This window comes from Sorangium sp. So ce1335 (assembly GCF_051521615.1).
GTDB lineage: Bacteria > Myxococcota_A > Polyangia > Polyangiales > Polyangiaceae > Sorangium.
In genome coordinates, this window is sequence record NZ_CP150363.1 from 8,440,063 (window position 1) to 8,459,650 (window position 19,588).

The 19,588-nt window shown below is 72.9% G+C and carries 16 protein-coding genes; 7 read left to right on the forward strand and 9 right to left on the reverse strand.

Annotated elements, in window-relative coordinates; translation table 11 throughout:
- Positions 1-143: 143 nt before the first annotated feature.
- Positions 144-467: an iron-sulfur cluster insertion protein ErpA gene (erpA, locus tag WMF24_RS31145; RefSeq protein ID WP_012238498.1), complete on the reverse strand. Its 324-nt coding sequence runs from the start codon at positions 465-467 to the stop codon at positions 144-146.
- Between the two features lie 432 nt (positions 468-899).
- On the opposite strand from erpA, the gene WMF24_RS31150 reads away from it, so the two are divergent.
- From WMF24_RS31150 to WMF24_RS31160, 3 genes are all read left to right on the forward strand, one after another.
- Positions 900-1,973, forward strand: coding sequence for a metalloregulator ArsR/SmtB family transcription factor (locus tag WMF24_RS31150; protein WP_437731054.1), 1,074 nt, complete (start codon positions 900-902; stop codon positions 1,971-1,973).
- Positions 1,970-5,722, forward strand: coding sequence for a methionine synthase (gene metH, locus WMF24_RS31155; RefSeq protein ID WP_437731055.1), 3,753 nt, complete (start codon positions 1,970-1,972; stop codon positions 5,720-5,722). Before WMF24_RS31150 ends, metH begins: the two co-directional genes overlap by 4 nt.
- Positions 5,723-5,865: 143 nt before the next feature.
- On the forward strand, positions 5,866-6,669 hold the full coding sequence (locus WMF24_RS31160) for a class I SAM-dependent methyltransferase (protein ID WP_437731056.1): 804 nt from the start codon (positions 5,866-5,868) through the stop codon (positions 6,667-6,669).
- A gap of 12 nt (positions 6,670-6,681) precedes the next feature.
- Here WMF24_RS31160 and WMF24_RS31165 read toward each other — a convergent pair whose 3' ends face one another.
- From WMF24_RS31165 to WMF24_RS31180, 4 genes are all read right to left on the reverse strand, one after another.
- The gene (locus tag WMF24_RS31165) at positions 6,682-7,386 is read right to left on the reverse strand and encodes a glutathione S-transferase family protein (RefSeq protein ID WP_437731057.1); all 705 of its coding nucleotides are present in this window, start codon (positions 7,384-7,386) and stop codon (positions 6,682-6,684) included.
- 52 nt (positions 7,387-7,438) lie between these two features.
- The gene (locus WMF24_RS31170; RefSeq protein ID WP_437731058.1) at positions 7,439-8,158 is read right to left on the reverse strand and encodes a glutathione S-transferase family protein; all 720 of its coding nucleotides are present in this window, start codon (positions 8,156-8,158) and stop codon (positions 7,439-7,441) included.
- Entirely contained in the window at positions 8,155-9,132 is a 978-nt protein-coding gene (locus WMF24_RS31175) for a LysR family transcriptional regulator (protein ID WP_437731059.1), read from the reverse strand. The genes WMF24_RS31170 and WMF24_RS31175 overlap by 4 nt, the downstream gene beginning before the upstream one ends.
- A 152-nt stretch (positions 9,133-9,284) precedes the next feature.
- The gene (locus WMF24_RS31180; protein WP_437731060.1) at positions 9,285-10,103 is read right to left on the reverse strand and encodes a DUF3025 domain-containing protein; all 819 of its coding nucleotides are present in this window, start codon (positions 10,101-10,103) and stop codon (positions 9,285-9,287) included.
- Between the two features lie 250 nt (positions 10,104-10,353).
- Here WMF24_RS31180 and WMF24_RS31185 point away from each other — a divergent pair, with 250 nt between their 5' ends.
- From WMF24_RS31185 to WMF24_RS31195, 3 genes are all read left to right on the forward strand, one after another.
- Positions 10,354-11,232 carry an MBL fold metallo-hydrolase gene (locus tag WMF24_RS31185; RefSeq protein ID WP_437731061.1) on the forward strand — a complete coding sequence of 293 codons (879 nt, stop codon included), beginning with the start codon at positions 10,354-10,356 and terminating at the stop codon, positions 11,230-11,232.
- Between the two features lie 136 nt (positions 11,233-11,368).
- Positions 11,369-12,724: an allantoinase AllB gene (gene allB, locus WMF24_RS31190; protein WP_437731062.1), complete on the forward strand. Its 1,356-nt coding sequence runs from the start codon at positions 11,369-11,371 to the stop codon at positions 12,722-12,724.
- On the forward strand, positions 12,703-14,247 hold the full coding sequence (locus WMF24_RS31195) for an allantoicase (protein WP_437731063.1): 1,545 nt from the start codon (positions 12,703-12,705) through the stop codon (positions 14,245-14,247). The genes allB and WMF24_RS31195 overlap by 22 nt, the downstream gene beginning before the upstream one ends.
- Positions 14,248-14,385: 138 nt before the next feature.
- Here the strand turns inward: WMF24_RS31195 and WMF24_RS31200 are convergent, their stop codons facing one another.
- A complete protein-coding gene (locus tag WMF24_RS31200; RefSeq protein WP_437731064.1) occupies positions 14,386-14,823 on the reverse strand; it encodes a CHRD domain-containing protein in 438 nt (145 codons plus the stop codon).
- A gap of 302 nt (positions 14,824-15,125) precedes the next feature.
- Between WMF24_RS31200 and WMF24_RS31205 the strand changes: the two genes are divergently transcribed.
- On the forward strand, positions 15,126-15,812 hold the full coding sequence (locus tag WMF24_RS31205; protein ID WP_437731065.1) for a TetR/AcrR family transcriptional regulator: 687 nt from the start codon (positions 15,126-15,128) through the stop codon (positions 15,810-15,812).
- A gap of 258 nt (positions 15,813-16,070) precedes the next feature.
- On the opposite strand, the gene WMF24_RS31210 is transcribed toward WMF24_RS31205, so the two are convergent.
- The 3 genes from WMF24_RS31210 to WMF24_RS31220 form a co-directional block, all read right to left on the reverse strand.
- On the reverse strand, positions 16,071-16,814 hold the full coding sequence (locus WMF24_RS31210) for a formylglycine-generating enzyme family protein (protein ID WP_437738878.1): 744 nt from the start codon (positions 16,812-16,814) through the stop codon (positions 16,071-16,073).
- 739 nt (positions 16,815-17,553) lie between these two features.
- The gene (uraH, locus tag WMF24_RS31215; RefSeq protein ID WP_437731066.1) at positions 17,554-17,895 is read right to left on the reverse strand and encodes a hydroxyisourate hydrolase; all 342 of its coding nucleotides are present in this window, start codon (positions 17,893-17,895) and stop codon (positions 17,554-17,556) included.
- 57 nt (positions 17,896-17,952) lie between these two features.
- Positions 17,953-19,401, reverse strand: coding sequence for a DUF6986 family protein (locus tag WMF24_RS31220; protein ID WP_437731067.1), 1,449 nt, complete (start codon positions 19,399-19,401; stop codon positions 17,953-17,955).
- Positions 19,402-19,588: the final 187 nt, after the last annotated feature.

Genomic DNA, 19,588 nt, shown 5'->3' on the forward strand with positions numbered 1-19,588 from the left:
AAGATCCGGATGCTCCGGGCGGAAGCGCTCAGGCTGCCCGTGTGCATCTCACGTCGGCCGCTCCGGCAAAGGCCGGAGCGAGCCAGGACGGAAGCGAGGTCCCAGGGGAACGAACGGAACCGGAGGAACCGGCGAGCGCCGGATCAGACGGAGAACGACGAGCCGCAACCGCAGGTGCTCTTCACCGACGGGTTGCTGAACTTGAAGCCCGAGCCGTGGAGGCCCTCCACGTAGTCGATCTCGGTGCCGTCCAGGTACTGGAAGCTCAACGGGTCGATGTAGAGCTTGATTCCTCGGTCCTCGAACTCCTCGTCGAACTCCGTGGGCTTGTCCTCGAAGTAGAGGTCGTACGAGAAGCCCGCGCACCCGCCGCCCACGACGCGCAGGCGCAGCCCCTGCCCCAGCAGTTCCTCCGCCGTCGCGATCTCCATCACCTTCTCGGCTGCCTTCTGCGTGATCGTGATCATCCTGAATCTCCTCTGCGTGCTTTGTCCGGCGGGGGTCAGCGGGTTCTTTCCCGAGGGGCGCTCACTCCGCGGGTCGAAGGTCGACCCTGCGTGAGCCCGGCCGGCCGTGCCCTGGGGTGGGGTGCTCAGGGCTAGCCAAAGATACGCACCGCCAGCGATGTCCGCCAGTGCCTCAGCCCGAGCGGAGTACGGCACCGCCCGGATCGGCCGTCCGGCGCGCTGAAAGCCCGGGGTCGGGCGCTGCCGAGAGGCTCGTCGGGGAGCGAGGGTCCGGCGATCGGACCGGCGAGGCCGTGTGGGACCGGGCGCCGCCCGACGAGGCGGCTCGCTCACGGCAGAGGCGGCCGATCACGCCGGCCCACAGGCAGCCCTTGACGCCCGGCGACGGGACCGCCAGGCTGCCATCCGCTCATCCGGATTGGGAGATATCCGTTGCCCGATCTCAGCGCCACCACCGAGCTCCTCCGACTCCTCGGCGACCCCACCCGCGTCCGCCTGCTGGCGCTGCTCGGCCGCGAGGAGCTGACGGTCGCCGAGATCACCGACGTCACGCAGCTCGCGCAGTCCCGGGTCTCCACGCACCTCGGCAAGCTGCGGGAGGCCGGCCTCGTCAAGGACCGGCGCGACGGGGCGTCGTCCTTCTACACGCTGAGCCGCGGCGCGATGCCCGAGGAGGCGCGGCGGGTCTGGGCGGTGCTCGAGGCGACGACGGAAGACCCGCTGATCGAGCAGGACCGCGAGCGCGTCCGCGAGGTCGTGCGGGCGCGCGCCGGCGGGGCGAGCTGGGCCGACTCGGTGGCCGGGCGCATGGAACGGCACTACTCGCCGGGGCGGACGTGGGAGGCGTCGCTGCGCGGGCTGCTCGGGCTGATGTCGCTCGGCGACGTGCTCGACGTGGCCTCCGGCGACGGCGCGCTAGCCGAGCTCGTCGCGCCGCGGTGCCGCACCATGACGTGCCTCGACGCGAGCGAGACCGTGATCGAGGCGGCCCGGCGGCGGCTCGAGCGGCTCGGCAACGTCCGCTTCGCGCGCGGCGACATGCACGAGCTGCCGTTCGAGGCGGCGTCGTTCGACCAGGTGATGCTGATGAACTGCCTGACCTTCGCCCGCTCGCCCGCCCGCGCGCTCGCGGAGGCCGCCCGCGTGCTCAGGCCGGGCGGCGCGCTCGCGGGCGTGACGCTGAAGACGCACCGGCACGAGCTCGCGGCGGTCACGTACAGCCACGTGCGTTTCGGCTTCGAGCCGCGCGAGCTCGAGGCCATGCTCGCGGACGCGGGCCTCGACGTGGACGCGTGCGACGTGACCTCGCGCGAGAAGCGCCCGCCTCACTTCGAGGTGATCTCGGTCCACGCAAGCAAGAAGGGTGTGGCCGCGGCCACGCGCTCCACGCAGGCCCGCGAGGCCGGCGACAAGGAATCCCGGGCCGCGCAGCCCGCCCCGCAGAACGGCGGCGCCGCGGCCGCAGCCCCCACGGTAAAGAAGCCCAGGAGAAGAGCAGAGCCATGAACGGAAGCGAACGCCCCGCGCGCATCGAAGAGATCCTCGACAGCCGGATCCTGTGCCTCGACGGGGCGATGGGCACGATGATCCAGCGCTACCGTCTGGGCGAGGCCGACTACCGCGGCGAGCGCTTCCGCGACCACGCGATCGACCTCAAGGGCAACAGCGATCTGCTCGTGCTGACGAGGCCGGACGTCATCTCGGAGATCCACGGCGCGTACCTCGAGGCCGGCGCCGACATCATCGAGACGAACACCTTCACGGGCACCTCGATCGCCCAGGCGGACTACCGGCTGGAGTCGCTCGCCTACGAGATCAACCTGACGGCCGCGCAGGTCGCGCGGAAGGCGGCCGACGCGTGGACGGCGCGCACGCCCGACAAGCCGCGCTTCGTCGCGGGGTCGATGGGGCCGACGCCGAAGACGCTGTCGATCTCGCCGAGCGTGAGCGACCCGTCGTTCCGCGCTGTCACGTTCGACGAGCTGCGGCGCGCGTTCGCCGAGCAGGTGCGCGGGCTCGTCGACGGCGGGGTCGACGTGCTCCTCGCGGAGACGTTCCTCGACACGCTGAACATGAAGGCGTGCCTCGTCGCGATGGAGGAGATCTTCGCGGAGAAGGGGCGGCGCCTGCCCGTCATGCTCAGCGTGACGATCACCGACCGGAGCGGCAGGACGCTCGCCGGCCAGACGATCGACGCGTTCTGGACGAGCGTGGAGCACGCGAAGCCGCTCAGCGTCGGCCTCAACTGCGCCCTCGGCGCGGCCGACATGCGGCCCTACCTCGTGGACCTCGCCAAGCTCGCGCGGGCGCGGGTGAGCTGCTACCCGAACGCGGGCCTGCCGAACGCGTTCGGCGAGTACGACGAGCTCCCGGAGACGACGTCGCGGCTGCTCGCGGAGTTCGCGGAGGGCGGGCTCGTGAACATCGTGGGCGGCTGCTGCGGGACGACGCCGGACCACATCCGCGCGATCGCCCGGGCGACGGCGCGGCTCAGGCCGCGGCCGGTGCCCACGGAGCGCGACGGCTTCGGGCGCTTCTCCGGCCTGGAGACGCTCGTCATCCGGCCCGACACGAACTTCCTGATGATCGGCGAGCGCACGAACGTGACGGGCTCGGCCCGGTTCATGGAGCTCATCAAGAAGGGCGACTTCACGACGGCGCTGGAGGTGGCGCTCGATCAGGTGCGCGGCGGGGCGAACATCCTCGACGTCAACATGGACGAGGGCATGCTCGACTCCGAGCAGGCGATGACGACGTTCCTGAACCTCATCGCCACCGAGCCCGAGATCGCCCGCATCCCGATCATGATCGACAGCTCGAAGTGGTCGGTCATCGAGGCGGGGCTCAAGTGCATCCAGGGCAAGGGGATCGTCAACTCGATCAGCCTCAAGGAGGGGACGGAGGACTTCCTCGGGAAGGCGAGCGTCATCCGGCGCTACGGGGCGGGCGTCGTCGTGATGGCCTTCGACGAGACCGGCCAGGCCGAGACGGTGGAGCGGAAGGTCGCGATCTGCCAGCGCGCGTACAGGCTCCTCACCGAGGAGGCCGGCTTCGATCCGCAGGACATCATCTTCGACCCGAACATCCTCGCGATCGCGACCGGCATCGAGGAGCACAACGACTTCGCCAGGAACTTCATCGAGGCGACGCGGATCATCAAGGCGACGTGCCCGGGGGCGCGCGTGAGCGGCGGCGTGTCGAACCTGTCGTTCTCGTTCCGCGGGAACAACGTGGTCCGCGAGGCGATGCACTCGGCCTTCCTCTACCACGCGATCCGCGCCGGGATGGACATGGGCATCGTGAACGCGGGGCAGCTCGCGGTCTACGAGGACATCCCGAAGGACCTCCTCGAGCGGGTGGAGGACGTGATCTTCAACCGGCGCCCGGACGCGACAGAGCGGCTCGTCGAGTTCGCCGAGCAGGTGAAGGGCAAGGGCAAGAAGAAGGAGCTCGACCTCGCCTGGCGCGAGGGCCCGGTCGAGGAGCGGCTGTCGCACGCGCTCGTGAAGGGGCTCGTCGACTTCATCGAGGCGGACGTCGAGGAGGCGCTGAAGAAGTACGACAAGCCGCTCTCCATCATCGAGGGGCCGCTGATGGACGGGATGAAGATCGTCGGCGAGCTGTTCGGCGCCGGGAAGATGTTCCTGCCGCAGGTGGTCAAGAGCGCCCGCGTCATGAAGCGGGCCGTGGCGTACCTGCTGCCGCTCATGGAGGCCGAGAAGGCCGCCTCGGGCGGCGGGTCGTCGCAGGGCAAGGTCGTGATGGCGACCGTGAAGGGCGACGTCCACGACATCGGCAAGAACATCGTGGGCGTGGTGCTCGGGTGCAACAACTACGAGGTGATCGACCTCGGCGTGATGGTGCCGCAGGACAGGATCCTGGAGACCGCGCTCAGCGAGAAGGCCGACATGATCGGGCTGAGCGGCCTCATCACGCCGTCGCTCGACGAGATGGTCAGCGTGGCGAGCGAGATGGAGCGGCGGGGCATCCGGCTGCCGCTCTTGATCGGCGGGGCGACGACGAGCCGGCAGCACACGGCCGTGAAGATCGCGCCGGAGTTCAGCGGGACGGTTGTCCACGTGCTCGACGCGTCGCGGGCCGTCGGCGTCGTGTCGAGCCTGCTCGACAAGGCGAACCGAGAGGCCTTCGACGCGCAGAACCGGCAGGAGCAGGCCAAGCTGCGCGAGCTCTTCGCGCGGAAGCGGGCGAAGCCGCTCGTGACGCTCGCCGCGGCGGACGAGGGGCGGCTCAAGGTCGCGTGGCGGCCCGAGGACATCGCGACGCCGTCGTTCACGGGGCGGCGCGTCGTGGACGACGTCCCGCTCTCGGAGATCGCGAGGTACATCGACTGGACGTTCTTCTTCACCGCCTGGGAGCTCCGGGGGCCGTTCCCGCAGATCCTCGAGCACCCGCAGTACGGCGAGGCGGCGCGCGAGCTGTTCGATCACGCGCAGAAGGTGCTTCAGCGGATCATCGACGGCTCGCTGCTGAAGGCGCGGGGCGTCTACGGGTTCTGGCCGGCGAGCGGGGAGCAGCGGGACATCGTCCTCTACGAGGACGAGGCGCGCGCGCGGGAGCTCGTCCGGTTCAACATGCTGCGCCAGCAGCAGGTGAAGGCCGCCGGCGGCGCGGGCGCCGCCGAGGAGGACGGCGAGAAGGCCGTGGGCGGCCAGAAGCCGTACCTGTCGCTCGCCGACTTCGTTGCGCCGCGGGAGAGCGGGCTCGCCGACCACGTGGGCGCGTTCGCGGTGACGGCGGGGCTCGGGCTCGATGAGGTCGTGCGCGCGTACGAGAAGGACAAGGACGACTACAGCGCGATCATCGCGAAGGCGCTCGCCGACCGGCTCGCCGAGGCGTTCGCGGAGCTCCTCCACGCGCGGGCGCGCAAGGACTGGGGCTACGGCGCGGGAGAGGCGCTGACGAACGAGGAGCTCATCGAGGAGAAGTACCGCGGGATCCGGCCGGCGTTCGGGTATCCGGCGTGCCCGGATCACACCGAGAAGCGCAAGCTGTTCTCGCTGCTCGACGCGACCTCGGTCGGCATCGAGCTGACCGAGACGTGCGCGATGCTGCCGGCGGCGAGCGTCAGCGGCATCTACCTGGCGCACCCGGAGGCGCGGTATTTCATGGTGGGGCGCCTCGGCAGGGATCAGGTCGAGGACTACGCGAAGCGCAAGGGGATGACGGTCGAGGAGGTGGAACGGTGGCTGTCGCCGAGCCTCGGCTACGACCCGAAGGCGGCCGCCCCGCAGTGAGCGCGGCCGCGATGGAGCGGCGACCTGCAACGTGAGGTGGTGAGCCCGGGGGCGCGCGGCCCCCGGCGCGCGGGCGGCGCGGGGCGCCCGTCCAGGGCCCCGCGAGCGCGACAGCGCCGCGGACGCCGTGATAGGGTCTCGCCATGGCCGAAGCCGACTGGTTCGCGCTGAACCGCGCCGCGTGGAACGAGCGCACGCGGGTCCATCTGGCCTCCAGGTTCTACGATCTGGCCTCGTTCCGGGCCGGCGCGAGCTCGCTCAAGCCCATCGAGCTCGAGCAGGTCGGCGACGTGCGCGACAAGACGCTTTTGCACCTGCAATGCCATTTCGGGCAGGACACGCTCTCGTGGGCGCGGCTCGGCGCGCGCGTCACCGGGCTGGACCTCTCCGACGAGGCGATCAAGGCCGCGCGCGCGCTCGCCGAGGAGCTCTCGCTCGACGCGCGCTTCGTCGAGGCGAACACCTATGACGCCCCGGCGGCGCTCGGGGGGGAGACGTTCGATATCGTCTTCACCTCGTACGGTGTCCTCGGGTGGCTGCCGGACATGGGGTGCTGGGCGCGCGCGGCCGCGGCGTGCCTGAAGCCGGGGGGCGTGCTTCACCTCATCGAGTTCCACCCGGTCGTGTGGATGTTCGACGACGCGTTCGAGCGCGTCGCGTACGCGTACGACGGGCACGGGGAGCCGATCCACACCGAGGAGACAGGCACGTACGCCGACCGCGACGCGTCCGTGACGCTCCAGGAGGTCGGCTTCAACCACGGGATCGGGACGGTGGTGACGGCGCTGCTCGACGCGGGGCTCACGCTGGAGCGGCTCCGCGAGCTCGACTGGTCGCCTTACGACATCTTCCCGGACATGGAGGAAGGGCCGCCGGGGCGGTTTCGCATGAAGAAGTTCGGGCGCCGCCTGCCGCTCGTCTACGCGCTCTCGGCGCGGCGGCCCTGAAGAGGCGGCCGCTCAGGCGGCGATCGCGTAGAACGGGCCTCTCCGGCCGAGGCCGCCATACAGGTCCTGGACGCGGCCGAGCCACTCGAGCAGCGGGTCGTCGCTCCTGAGGAACGGGGCGGTGCCGATCGAGGCGATCCAGAGCAGGAAGCCCGCGACCATGTAGTCCGCGAAGCCGGGGTGCGCCCCCGAGAGGAACGGCGCGCCGCCCTTCAGCGTGAGCCGCACCGACTCGAGGCCCGCGCGCGCGGCGTCGAGCTGCTCGGCGCGCGCGCTGGCCATCTCCTCCAGCGTACAGCCGAACAGCTTCTCGCGGCTCTGCCGGAAGTAGCCGCGATCGCGCTCGAACGCGTGGTCGTGGACGTCCTTGAGGTAAGCGCGGAGGAGCGGCCTGCCGGCGCTCACGAACAGGCTCGCCTCGACGAAGCGACAGAGCTCGCGCTCCGCCGGCGTGCCGAAGAGGCGCGGCCTGTCCGGATAGGCCTCGTCGAGGTGGTCCGCGATCGCCCACGAGTCGCAGACCGTCTTGCCGCCGTCCTCGATGATCGGCACGGTCTTGTGCGCGCCGCCCGCGATCGTGGGGATATCGGTCAGCGCGACAGGCACGGTCTCGAACGGAAGACCCTTGTGGGCCAGCGCGTATTTGATGCGCCAGCAGAAGGGGCTCGGCCGGCGATCGTCGCACATCTGGAGGTCGTAGAGTCGGATCGGTGTCATGGCGGCGCCATCTTCGGGGCGACGCGCCCTGCCCCGCAAGCCTCGCGCACGCTCAGGGCGGCGCGGTGTTCCCCGCCGCGCCGCCCGCCGCCTTCGCGTACGAGCTGCCAGCGGGCGCTGTGATGTGCGGATTCTTGGCGACCTCCTCCGCGGCCGCCGCGGACCAGCGCGCCATCGCGGGGAGCGACGTGATCGCGGCCGCATACGCCCGCGCCACCTCGTCGATCGCGACGTCGTACGAGAGCAGGCGCGTCACCACGGGCGCGAACATCGCATCCGCGATCGAGAAGGCGCCGAACAGGAACGGGCCGCCCTGACCGAACCGGGCGCGGCTGTCGCGGAAGATCTCGAGGACGCGCGCGACGTCGCGGGCGGCGCCGTCCGAGATCGCGCGCCGCGGGTGCCGCCGCGCGATGTCCATCGGCAGCTCGCGGCGCAGGTCGGCGAAGCCCGCGTGCATCTCGCCGCTGACCGCGCGCGCGACGGCGCGGGCCTCCCGGCCTTCGGGCCACAGCCGTGCTCCGGGGAAGACCTCGGCGACGTACTCGCAGATGGCGAGCGACTCCCACACGACGAGATCGCCGTGGCGCAGGACAGGCACCTTGCGCGTCGGCGAGCGCTCGGCCACCCGGTCGACCCAGTCGGGGAGCTCGTACGGGATCACGTGCTCCTCGAACGGGACGCCCGCTTGCGACATCGCGAGCCAGGGCCGGAGCGACCAGGACGAGAGGTTCTTGCTGCCGATGTACAGGTGAAGCGGGGCGGTGGTCATCGTTTCGTCTCCTTGTTTCGTCGGGGCTTGCGGGGCGCGGCAGGGGCGCTCCCGCCCCCGGCCGAGCCTGCGGGAGGCCCGGATGGGCGGGCGTCGCCGCAGAGGAGGGCGCGCTCCTCGGCCACCACGCGCGCGATCGCGTCCAGCACCGCGCGCACGCGCGGGGTGTGCTGGAGGTCGCGGTGCACGGTCAGCCAGACGGCGCGGCGGGGCTCGTCCGGCAGCGCGACGCGCGCGAGGTCCGGCTCGAGATCGCCGATGAAGCACGGCAGGAGCGCGACGCCGAGCCCGGCGCGCGCCGCGCCGAGCATGCACGCGGTGCTGTTGCTGCGGAACACGCAGGGGCCGCCGGCGGCCATGCGCTCGAACCAGACGTGCTCCGGCGGCATCGCGCCGGGCGCCTCGATGCCGATGCGCGCGTGCGCCGGCAGATCGGCCACCGTGGGCGCGCCGCGGCGCTCGATGTACGCGCGCGCGGCGTAGGCGGCCCAGCCGACGACGCCCGCCTTGCGGACCACGAGGCCGCCCTCGGTCGCGCGGAAGAACCGGACCGCGATGTCGGCCTCGCGCCGGGAGAGATCGAACGCGCGGATCGCGGTCACGAGCTCGACCGAGATCCCCGGGTGCGCCGCGTGGAGCGCGCCGAGCCGGGGCGCGAGGAAGCGGCTGCCGAACGCCTCGGCGGCCGTGACGCGCACGGTGCCCGCGAGGCGCTTGTCGCGCCCGAGGCTGCCGCGCTCGATGGCGAGGATCGCCTCCTCGACCCGGGCCACGTCGGGGATCAGGCCGAGCCCCTCGCTCGTGAGCGCGTAGCCCGAGGGCGACCGCACGAAGAGCCGCACGCCGAGCGACGCCTCGAGCGCCTCGACCCGGCGGCCCACCGTCGTGTGATCAACGCCGAGCGCGCGGCCGGCGCCGGCGAGGGAGCCCGCCCGGGAGAGGGCGAGCAGGTACCGCAGGTCGTCCCAGCTCATCACGGTGCGAATCTCCCGGCCACGCCGCGCGAGCATGCGCCGGCCGCAGCGTACCCGGGAGGCGGCAAATGCGCGCGCCGGCTGTGCAAAAATGCACAGCCCTGCTGCGCGCTGGCGCGCTGGCCGCCTCCCCTGCCCCGCCGCGGCGGGGCTCACCCGCAGAGGACGCGCTCGTCGAGGGGGAGGCGCGCGCTGCGGTCGGGGTGCGCGAAGGTGCCCGGCGATCGAAGCGCGTCGCAGAGGCGCGCGTCGGCCAGCGCGACGAGCGCCGACGGCGCCGTGGGCAGCGGGGCGTCGCACGGGAGCGGCTGCGCCAGCGCGTGGACCAGCGCGCCGGGCCGGAGGAGGCTCTCGTAGAGCGCGTGGCCGAAGACGAGCGCCGCGGCCTCGCCGCGCTGGACGGCGTCCCGCACCTCGTCGGCGGCGCGGCGCAGGTCGGCGGCGTCGGCGAGCGGCGCGCGGCGCGCGTCGTGGAGCAGCAGGAGGCCGCCCTCGTCGAGCAGCGCGAGCCCGTCGAGCTCGCGCGTGCGCGCCGGGGGGAGCGCCGCCGCGCCGGGCTCGAGGCGCGCGGCGATCGCGCGGTGCTGGCGGGCGTGGAGCGCCGCCTTGGCGCGCGGGAACGCGGCCCACACGAGCATGTTGAGGAAGTCGTGCCAGTTCCTCGGCCGCGTGGGCACGCACCCCTCGACGTGGATGCGCGCGTCGTAGAGCGCCGCCGGATCCACGGGGCCGCGCCGCCTGCGCCGCCGCGGCCGCGGCGCCTGCTCGGCGAAGCGCACGGGGAAGGCGTCGCCGAGCGCCGTGTTGTACGCCTCGACCGGCGGCCAGGCGGCGCTCCCCGCGAACGCCTCGGCCATGGGACGGATGGGCCAGTACAGCCGGCTCCTCTCGTGGAAGAGCGGGTCCCAGGGAACGGGGCTGCTCCCCTGTGCGCCGCCCTCGCGCGGCGCAGCTCGGTCAGCGGCGCTCACGCGCGCACAGTAAGAGCTGGGCGGCGGGAGCTCAAGCAGCGCACGAGCGCGGCGCCCGGACGCACGGGTCGCAAGGCGCGCTGGACGCGGCGGGAATCCGGCCAATCCGGCAAATCCGGTTGGAATCCGGCGCGTACGGCTAGAAGCCGGCGAATACGGCGGGAATCCGGCGCAAAACCGAGCGCGCCGGAGCGCCAGGCCACCGCGGACCGGCGGCGGCCGGACGCCCGCGTGTCATCCTGAACGAAGCATGGCTCGCCCCGAAGACCGCCTGCCCGAGAACGCCCCCGGCGATTACTTCGTCGACAGGAGCTGCATCGACTGCGACACCTGCCGCCAGATCGCCCCCTCGTTGTTCGCGCGCGCGCCCGCCGTCGAGCGGAGCGTCGTCGCGCGCCAGCCGGCCACGCCGGACGAGCACCTCCGCGCGGCCATGGCGCTCGTCTCGTGCCCCACGGCCTCCATCGGCACCGCCGACCGGCAGGGCATGGCCGCCGCCGCCACCGCCTTCCCCGAGCCGATCGACGAGGACGTCTATTACTGCGGCTACGCCTCGGAGTCCTCCTACGGCGCGGCGAGCTACCTCATCCGGCGCCCCGAGGGCAACGTGCTCGTCGACTCGCCCCGCGCCGCGAGGCCGCTCCTCAAGCGCATCCGCGAGCTCGGCGGCGTCCGGACCCTCGTGCTCACCCACCGCGACGACGTCGCCGATCACCGGCTCTTCCGCGACGCGTTCGGCTGCGACCGCGTGATCCACGAGGCCGACGTCGAGGACGATACCGCCCTCTCCGAGGTGAAGATCAAGGGGCTCGACCCCATCGCCCTCGCCCCGGATCTCACGCTGATCCCCGTCCCCGGCCACACCCGCGGCAGCGTGGCGCTCCTCGTCCGGGACCGGTACCTCTTCACCGGAGATCACCTCTCTGCCTCGAGCGAGACCGGTCGACTCGACGCGTCGCGCGAGGTGTGCTGGTACTCCTGGACGGAGCAGATCCGCTCGATGGAACGCCTCCTCGAGCACCGGTTCACGTGGGTCCTCCCCGGCCACGGCCGCCGCCACCGCGCGCCCTCGGAAGACGCCATGCGCGCGGCGCTCGCCGAGCTCATCGATCGCATGAGAGGCGCATGAGAGGCGCATGAGAGGCGCATGAGAGGCGCATGAGAGGCGCATGGAACGGGCATGAAACGGGCATGAAACGCGCCCACGGCCAGGCGACAGGCGCCCGCCATGCTCCGGCCGGTGACGTGGTACCCTCGAGTCCCTGATGACGCCGGACCTCATCGTTCGCGGGTTGCGGGTGGTCACCGGGGGCGCCGTGCGACCTGCCTCCGTGCACATCCAGGGCGGCACGATCGTCGACGTCGCGGGCCACGACGAGGCGCCGGAGGGCTGCCCCGTCGTGGACGCGCAGGGCGCCGTGGTGATGCCCGGCCTCGTCGACGCGCACGTGCACATCAACGAGCCCGGACGGACCGAGTGGGAGGGGTTCGAGACGGCGACGCGCGCGGCGGCCGCGGGCGGCGTCACGTCGCTCGTCGACATGCCGCTCAACAGCGTCCCGCCGACGACGACCGTCGCGCACCTCGAGGAGAAGGCGCGGGCGGCCGAAGGCCGGTGCCTCGTCGACGTGGGCTTCTGGGGCGGCGCCGTCCCGGGCAACGCGGGGGAGCTGCTCCCGCTCCTCGAGGCCGGCGCGCTCGGGTTCAAGTGCTTCATGGTCGACTCGGGCGTCGCGGAGTTCGGCCACGTGGCCGAGGCGGACCTGCGGGCCGCGCTCGAGGTGCTCGCGGGCACGGGGGCGCCGCTGCTCGTCCACGCCGAGCTCCCCGGCCCGATCGACGCGGCGCGCGCGGCGGTCGCCGGCCTCGATCCGCGGACGTACGCCGCCTACCTGCGCTCGCGGCCGCGCGAGGCGGAGGACCAGGCGATCGCCCTGCTCGCGTCGCTCTGCCAGGCGACGGGAGCGCGGGCGCACGTCGTCCACCTCTCGTCGGCGACGGCGCTCGGCATCCTGGAGCGGGCGCGCGACGGCGGCGCCGCGCTGTCCGCCGAGACGACGCCGCACTACCTGCACTTCGCCGCCGAGGAGATCCCGGACGGCGCGACGCCGTTCAAGTGCGCCCCGCCGATCCGGGAGCGCGAGAACCGCGAGGAGCTCTGGGCCGCGCTGCAGGGCGGGCTCATCGAGCTCGTCGTCTCCGATCACTCGCCGTGCACCCCCGAGCTCAAGCGGCTCGAGGCCGGCGACTTCGACGCGGCCTGGGGCGGGATCTCGAGCCTGCAGCTCGGCCTGTCGATCGTCTGGACCGACGCCCGGCGCCGGGGCATCCCGATCGAGCGGCTCGCGGCGTGGCTGTGCCAGGGGCCGGCGCGGCTCGCGGGGCTGCGGCGCAAGGGGGAGATCCGGAGAGGGTTCGACGCGGATCTCGTGATCTGGGATCCCGAGGCGACCTTCCGGGTCGAGCCGCCGCTCATCCAGCACCGGCACAAGGTGACGCCGTATGCCGGGGAGGAGCTCCACGGCGTCGTGCAGGCCACCTACCTCCGCGGCGAGAAGGTCTATGAGCGGGGTGGCTTCGCCAGGGAGGCGAGAGGGCGATGGTTGAAGCGAGAGGGGTGACGGGGCCGGCGTTCACGGAGGCGCTCGATCTGGCCTCGGAGCGCCTGGGCGGCGCGGTGCTCGCCGCAAACGACGAGTTCTTCGCGCCGAAGGAGAACCTGCTCAGGGCGTCGAAGCCGGTGTTTCTCGAGCACGAGTACACCGATCGCGGCAAATGGATGGACGGCTGGGAGACGCGCAGGCGACGGACTCCCGGGTTCGACTGGTGCCTCGTCCGGCTGGGGATCCCCGGGATCCTCCGCGGGGTCATCGTCGACACGGCGTTCTTCCGGGGCAATTACCCGGAGCACTGCTCCATCGAGGCGTGCGCGGCGCGGCCCGACGCGCGGGTCGACGAGCTGCTCGATCCGCAGACGCACTGGGTCGAGGTGCTGCCGCGCTCGCCGCTCGCGGGCGACGCGCAGAACGCGTTCGCCGTGAGCTGCCCCTTCCGGTTCACGCACCTGCGGTTGAACATCTATCCGGACGGCGGGGTGGCGCGGCTCCGGGTGCACGGCGACGCGGTCCCCGACTGGCGGCGGCTCGACCGGCCTTCTGCGGAGATCGACCTGGCGGCCGCGGAGAACGGGGCCAGCGTGCTCTCGTGCAGCGACATGTTCTTCGGGGTGCGCCACAACCTCATCATGCCCGGCCGCGCGGCGAACATGGGAGAGGGCTGGGAGACGCGGCGCCGGCGGGGACCCGGGTACGACTGGGCGCTCGTGGCGCTCGCGGCCCAGGGGGAGATAGGCCGGATCGAGGTCGACACGAACCACTTCAAGGGCAATTACCCCGACAGCTGCATGATCGAGGGGATCGACGCGGCGGGGCGCGCGGCGGAGGAGCTCGCGGGGGCGGGCGACTGGCGGGAGATCGTGCCGCGGACGAAGCTCCAGGCGCACACGCGTCATCTCTTCGAGGAGGAGCTCCGCGCGGCGGGGCCGTTCACGCATGTCCGGCTGAACATCTATCCTGACGGCGGCGTGAGCCGCCTCCGCGTCCTCGGGAGGGCGACCCGGGGCGGGGCGGCGGTGCAGCGGCTCCGCTGGCTGAACGCGCTCACGGAGCCGGAGGCGGCGGCGGAGCTCCGCGTGGCGTGCGGGTCGTCGGCGTGGGCCGCGCAGGTGGCGGCAGCGCGGCCGTTCCGCGACGAGGAGCACCTGCTCGCGGCGGCCGCGCAGGCGTTCGCGCGGCTCGGCGCGGAGGACTGGCTGGAGGCGTTCCGCGCGCACCCGCGCATCGGGGAGACGAGGCCGCAGGCGGAGGCGAGCGCGGCGGCGGCGCGCTTGTCGAGAGAGGAGCAGGCGGGGATGAGCGCGGCGGGGCAGGAGACGCGGGAGGAGCTCGCGCGGAACAACCGCGTTTATGATGAGAAGTTCGGGTTCATCTACATCGTGTGCGCGACGGGCAAGAGCGCGGAGGAGATGCTCGGGACGCTGCGGGAGCGGCTGGAGCACACGCCGGAGGAAGAGAGGGTGATCGCTGCGGAGGAGCAGCGGAAGATCACGGAGATCCGGCTGAAGAAGCTGCTCTGGGGCGGCTAGCTGGCTGGCAGGCGGAGCGGGGGAGCTCCGAGCTGCCCGGCGCCCGGAGAGGGGGCTCGCCGGGCGTCCACCGTCCAGCGCATCACGACAACAGGTGTCCGGCGACACGACATCAGGACATCCGTCGCCGTGAAGCGCTCACCAGGAGAGCTGGCCTCGCAACGCGCCCTCGGGGAAATCGGCGGTGCGGACGGCGACGTAATAGCGCGCCGGATCGACGAGCAACGCCCTCAGGTCGTCGCGAGCCGCGGGCACGCAGCCGGTGGAGCTGCCGCCCGTCGGAGGCATCAGCGTGATCACGCCCCGGCCAGCACGGCCGGCCGCGCCCTCGTGAACACGCGCCGCGATCGCAGGGGAGATCCCGGCCACCGCCAGGTCGAAGCAGACCTCGCCGCGGGCGAGATCGAGGGAGAGACGAGCCGTCCCGCTGCCGTCCAGATCGCCGGGTCCAGGGACCTCGTCGCGCCCGCTCAACGACGCCGTGAGCGGGCGGGCCGGACGCTCGGGCAACGCGGCGCGCGCGAGCGCGGTCGCGAGGAGGATCGCGCCCAGAGCGGACATCGTGAGAGGCTGCATGTCTCCCTCCTGCACATCGCGTGAATGCACAGCGCGAGGGCGCCACCGGAGCAAAGACGAAGCCGACAGCCGCGCCACGGGGACGCCCGCACAACAGGCGGTGACGCGCGGCGGCGAGGGGCGCCGCGGCGGATACGCCTCCTCGACCCGGCATCCGCATCGAGCCGGCGTGAAGAGCGGCAGAACGCCGCCCACCCAGGGATCGACGGCGGCTCCTGCCGCCCACGCACAACATGAAGCAGAGTCACCGCTTCTGCCGAGATTGAACCCGGTTCAATCGAAGCGTAAAGTACGCCCCACTCATGATCTCGACACGCAAGCCGGCCCGCGCCGCGACGTCACGGCGCGTCGAGGGCAAGCCGCCCCGGCAGCGGCTCGACCTCGACGCACGCCGCGCGCAACTGCTCGCGCTGGGCCTCGAGCTCTTCAGCCAGCGAGCCTACGACGATGTCGCCATCGACGAGGTGGCGCAGGCCGCTGGCATCTCGAAAGGTCTTCTCTACCATTATTTTCCGACCAAGCGCGACTTCTATATCGCCGTCCTGCGCGAAGCGGCGCGCGAGCTCGTCGAGCGGTCGCTGGACGTCGACCATGTGCCGATGCACGAGCGCCTGCGCACCGGGCTGGACGCGTACCTCGCCTACGTCGAGCGACAGGGGATCTCCTATGCGGCCGTCTTCCGGGGCGGCATCGGCTCCGACGCCGAGGTGCTCGCCATCATCGAGGAGACGCGTAGCCGCTTCCTCGACAAGCTGCTCACCGATGTGCCGGTGGCCGAGCGCCCCCCGGCGCTCCGCGTGGCGCTCCGGGGGTGGATCGGGTTCGTGGAGGCGACCAGCCTCGACTGGATCGAGCGCCACGAGCTCGACCGGACGTCGCTGCGCGACCTGCTCGCCGACCTGCTGCCGGAGGTGGTGAGGCTCGCCGTGATCCACGCGGGCGGACAGGGCACGGTCGCGGCCGCCATCGCGGCGGAGACCCCCGCCTGAGAGCGGCCCGGTCCGTCGCGGCCGGCTCAGGGTTGACGACGAGTCCGCCTTCTGCCAGGAGACGGGCGCGCGCGAGGCGCGCGGAGAGCACGGCGGAGGCACCCGATGAGCACAGACAACACGAGGACCGAAGACGACTGGACCATGCCCAAGCTCATCGCGCTCGCAGCCGCGACGCTCGTTGTGGCCCTCTCGGTCATCTACGTCATCTCCCCCTGAGCGGCCCCCCACGACGCCGGCCGCACGAGGCGGCCGGCGCTACAGCGACCTCGCGCACCGGAACCCGAGCGCGTCCGTGAGATCGGACGGGTCCCACTCCTTCCGGAGCGGCGTCGAGATGTCCTTCGCCTCGGGCTGCCACCAGCTCCCGCCGCGGATCACCCGCGCCGTGCCCCCCTCGACGTTCGCGCAATCGACGCAAGGGTCGACGTAAGGCCCCTCGAAATCCAGGGTCCACTCCCACAGGTTCCCCGCGAGATCGGCCTGCCCCCACAGGCCATCCCCTCTCGGCGACCGCGCGCCGACAACCGCGCTGCCGGACGTGTCGTAGACGGCGTACGTCGCGTTCGGAAACGCGTTGCCCCACGGATACACCCGCTGCTCGCTCCCTCCGGCCGACGCGTAGTTCCACTCCGCCTCCGTCGGGAGCCGCCCGCCGTCCCAGGCGCAGAACGCGAACGCGACGAACCAGCTCACGCAGCTCATCGGCCTGGCCTCGTTCTCCCCCGCGTCGTCAGTCCAGGAGTGCAACCCCGGGTTGCACTTCAGCGCATCCCGCAGCGTGGCCTGGCTCCTCGGCAAGCGAGCGTCCCACGCACTGTCCCAGCCGCTTCGCGGGATCCTCGGGTGAGCCCCCGCGTCGCGGGGAGGTCGGCTCTCGGGGTACGCCTCGACGAACCGGCGGAACCGTCCGACCGTGACCTCGTACCGATCCAGGCGAAGCTCGCTCACCTGCGCGGGATGCGCGGCGTCGTTGCTCCGGTTGTACCTGCCGCCCGGAATACGCGGGCTCGCACAGCAGGGCTGGTTCCGGTCCGGACCGCAGGTCTCGCCCGCTCCAGGCCCGCCCCCGCGGCAGCTCGGCGGCACGACGCACGCCGCCTCGGAGCGCGCGCCACACCACCCCGCGCAACCGGCAGGTCGCCAGCGCCCGTCGCCGCCGCACACCTCCACGAGCTCGCCGGCACACCGCGTCTCCTCGGGAGAACACTCCAGGGGGCTGCCCCCGCCGCTGCCGCCAACCCCATCGCCGCCAGCCCCGCCGCCACCCACCTCAGCGCCGCCAGCGCCGCCGCCGCCAGCGCCGCCGCCAGCGCCGCCGCCAACCCCATCGCCGCCGCCCACCTCGGCGCCGCCAGCGCCGCCGCCCGCCCCGTCGCCGCCACTCCCGCCGCCACCCCCTCCCAAAGCGGCCGGCCCCCCTGCGGCGCCGGCCCCCCCAGCTCCGGGCCTGTCGACGAAGCTGCGCTCCTTCGACGCGCACCCCGATCCGAACGCGGCCATCGCGATCGCCAGCAAGCCAGCAGCGCTCCGGCGCGCCCGAGCTTCACCCGACCGAGTTCGTAAAGAGACCACCATTTGCCCTCCCCGTCGCCCAGCTCCGGACATCCGCACATCGTATCATGTGCGCCGCCGCCCCGCGTCGCGACAGGGCCGCCGCCACCGCGAGCCCATCGTTCGAGCGCACCAGCGGCCATCGGCTCACGCGCCCGCCCGCGGGTGAACTCGCGCTGCCGAGCGCTCAGCTGCCGCGGTACGTGGTGTAGCCGTAGGGGCTGAGCAGCAGCGGGACGTGATGGTGCTGCGCCGGGTCCCGGAGCTCGAAGAGGATCGAGACGGTGGGATAGAAGCTCTCGCAACCGAGCGCCGCGAAGTAAGCACCCGTGTCGAACGTGAGCCGGTAAGTGCCCCGGACGGGCCGCTCGCCCGGGGGGAGCAGGCCTCGCTGCCGGCCGTCGTCGTCGGTCGTGCCGCGCCCGACCTCCCGGTAAGCGCCGCCGTCCTCGACCTCCAGCACCACCAGCACGCCGCTCGCCGGGCGGCCCCGCGACGTGTCCAGCACGTGCGTCGTGATCGCGCTCATCGATCCTCCCCGCGGCGCGGGCATCCCCGCGATGCCGTCCTCCGCGGCTCCCTCCTATCACGCGCTCCGGCGCGCCACGATGGCATGAAACGAGCGCTCCCCGAGCTCGTCCGGCGCAAGGCCCGTCCGCTCCGCCGCCTCGCCCTCCGTCATCGCGCCCGCGCTGACCGCGCGCAGGAAGAAGTTCAGCAGCCCCTGCCCCGTCGCGGCGTCGTCGAACACCGTCCCGGCGACGGTCGCCCGCGCGGCCCGCTCGATGAAGCTCCGCAGCCGCTCGGCCGTGGCGTCGACGCCCTCCAGGAAGAAGGCGTAGACCGCGGCATAGCGCGCCGGGAGCTCCGCGGGGTGGAGGTCCCACCCCTGGTAGTAGCCGCCCTCGAGCGCGCGCCGGACATGGCCGTACTTGAGCCGCCAGGCGCTCACCACCGCGCGCCGGTTGTCCTCCGCCTGCTGCGCCGTGAGCGGCGCGCCGCCCGGCCGCGCGCGGTGCGGCGCGACGGGCAGGATGTTGCTCGCGCCGTCGGAGAGCCAGAGACCCGAGCCGGCCAGCGCGACCTGCATCACGTGCCGCGCGAAGTCGCACGCCGGATGGGCGAGGTGCTGGTGCGCCGCGGTGATGTCGCAGCTCGCGGTGTAATCGTACGCCCCGAAGTGCGCCCCGACGCACCGGCCGCGGGCCGCCTCGACGAGGCCGGGCAAGGCGACCTCGCCGCGGGGGCCGAAGATCGACGCGGTGGTCTCGACCATCAGCTCGATCCGGGTCGCGCCTGCGGGCAGCCCGAGCGCGCGCTCGAGCGCGTCGAGGCCGTCGGCGAGCGCGGAGACCTGCTCGGGCGCGGCCACCTTCGGCAGCGTCACAGCGAAGGCGGGCGGGAGCGCGCCGCCCGACGCGGCGGCGAGCGTGGAGAGGAAGATGTCGAGCGTGCGGAGGCTCCGCTCGGCGCACCCCTCGCCGAGCGACTTGACGCGGATCCCGAGGAACGGCGGCAGGCTGCCCGCGGCCATGCCGAGGGCGACCTCGCGCGCGGCCGCGGCGGCGTGCGCGTCCTCCTCGTGGCCGGGGCGCACGCCGTAGCCGTCCTCGAAATCGATGCGCAGGTCCTCCACGGGCTCGCGCGCGAGCTTGTCGAGGACGCGCGCGTGCACCGCGCGCGCGAGCCGCGCCGGCCCGGAAGCGCCCGCCGGGGCCTCGCCCGCGTCGATCGCGGCCGCGAGGGCGAGGGCCTCGGCGCGCCCCTCGGGGAGCTCGTCCGCCCCCGGCAGGCCGAGCGCCCGCGCGAAGGCGGCGAAGTCGGGCGCGTGCTCCGCGAGCGCGGCGAGCGCCACCGCCCCGAGCTTCCGGGCCGTGTCGGCCTTGAACAGGTGCGCACCGCCGTAGACGGTGTGGACCGGCTGGCGCGCGGTCAACGCGCCGCAGGCGCCGGCGCGTCCCGGCGCAGAATGCCCGCTGCGGACGCGCGAGAGCGCGCCGCGAAGCGCTTCAGGGGAGAGGGTCGTCTGGAACATGGGGTGCTTTCGGCAGGTCCGACGACCACGAAATGCCGCCTGACTGGGCACGTCAAGTAGCGCTCGCGCCCTCCGCGCGAAGGCGCCATGCTGCGGCGCGCCACCCGGGCGAGCCCGGGAGCCGACGGGCGGGCGGCGCGGCAGGCGGCCCCGGCGCCGCCGTTGCGTGCGCCGCGCTCGGGGTGTA

What these genes read in the sequence shown, in the direction of transcription:
- erpA (WP_012238498.1), bottom strand. Translation starts at nt 467, where the DNA reads ATGATCACGATCACGCAGAAGGCAGCCGAGAAGGTGATGGAGATCGCG.
- metH (WP_437731055.1), top strand. Translation starts at nt 1,970, where the DNA reads ATGAACGGAAGCGAACGCCCCGCGCGCATCGAAGAGATCCTCGACAGC.
- WMF24_RS31195 (WP_437731063.1), top strand. Translation starts at nt 12,703, where the DNA reads ATGGTTGAAGCGAGAGGGGTGACGGGGCCGGCGTTCACGGAGGCGCTC.
- WMF24_RS31170 (WP_437731058.1), bottom strand. Translation starts at nt 8,158, where the DNA reads ATGACCACCGCCCCGCTTCACCTGTACATCGGCAGCAAGAACCTCTCG.
- allB (WP_437731062.1), top strand. Translation starts at nt 11,369, where the DNA reads ATGACGCCGGACCTCATCGTTCGCGGGTTGCGGGTGGTCACCGGGGGC.
- WMF24_RS31220 (WP_437731067.1), bottom strand. Translation starts at nt 19,401, where the DNA reads ATGTTCCAGACGACCCTCTCCCCTGAAGCGCTTCGCGGCGCGCTCTCG.
- WMF24_RS31165 (WP_437731057.1), bottom strand. Translation starts at nt 7,386, where the DNA reads ATGACACCGATCCGACTCTACGACCTCCAGATGTGCGACGATCGCCGG.
- WMF24_RS31160 (WP_437731056.1), top strand. Translation starts at nt 5,866, where the DNA reads ATGGCCGAAGCCGACTGGTTCGCGCTGAACCGCGCCGCGTGGAACGAG.
- WMF24_RS31205 (WP_437731065.1), top strand. Translation starts at nt 15,126, where the DNA reads ATGATCTCGACACGCAAGCCGGCCCGCGCCGCGACGTCACGGCGCGTC.
- uraH (WP_437731066.1), bottom strand. Translation starts at nt 17,895, where the DNA reads ATGAGCGCGATCACGACGCACGTGCTGGACACGTCGCGGGGCCGCCCG.
- WMF24_RS31175 (WP_437731059.1), bottom strand. Translation starts at nt 9,132, where the DNA reads ATGAGCTGGGACGACCTGCGGTACCTGCTCGCCCTCTCCCGGGCGGGC.
- WMF24_RS31185 (WP_437731061.1), top strand. Translation starts at nt 10,354, where the DNA reads ATGGCTCGCCCCGAAGACCGCCTGCCCGAGAACGCCCCCGGCGATTAC.
- WMF24_RS31200 (WP_437731064.1), bottom strand. Translation starts at nt 14,823, where the DNA reads ATGCAGCCTCTCACGATGTCCGCTCTGGGCGCGATCCTCCTCGCGACC.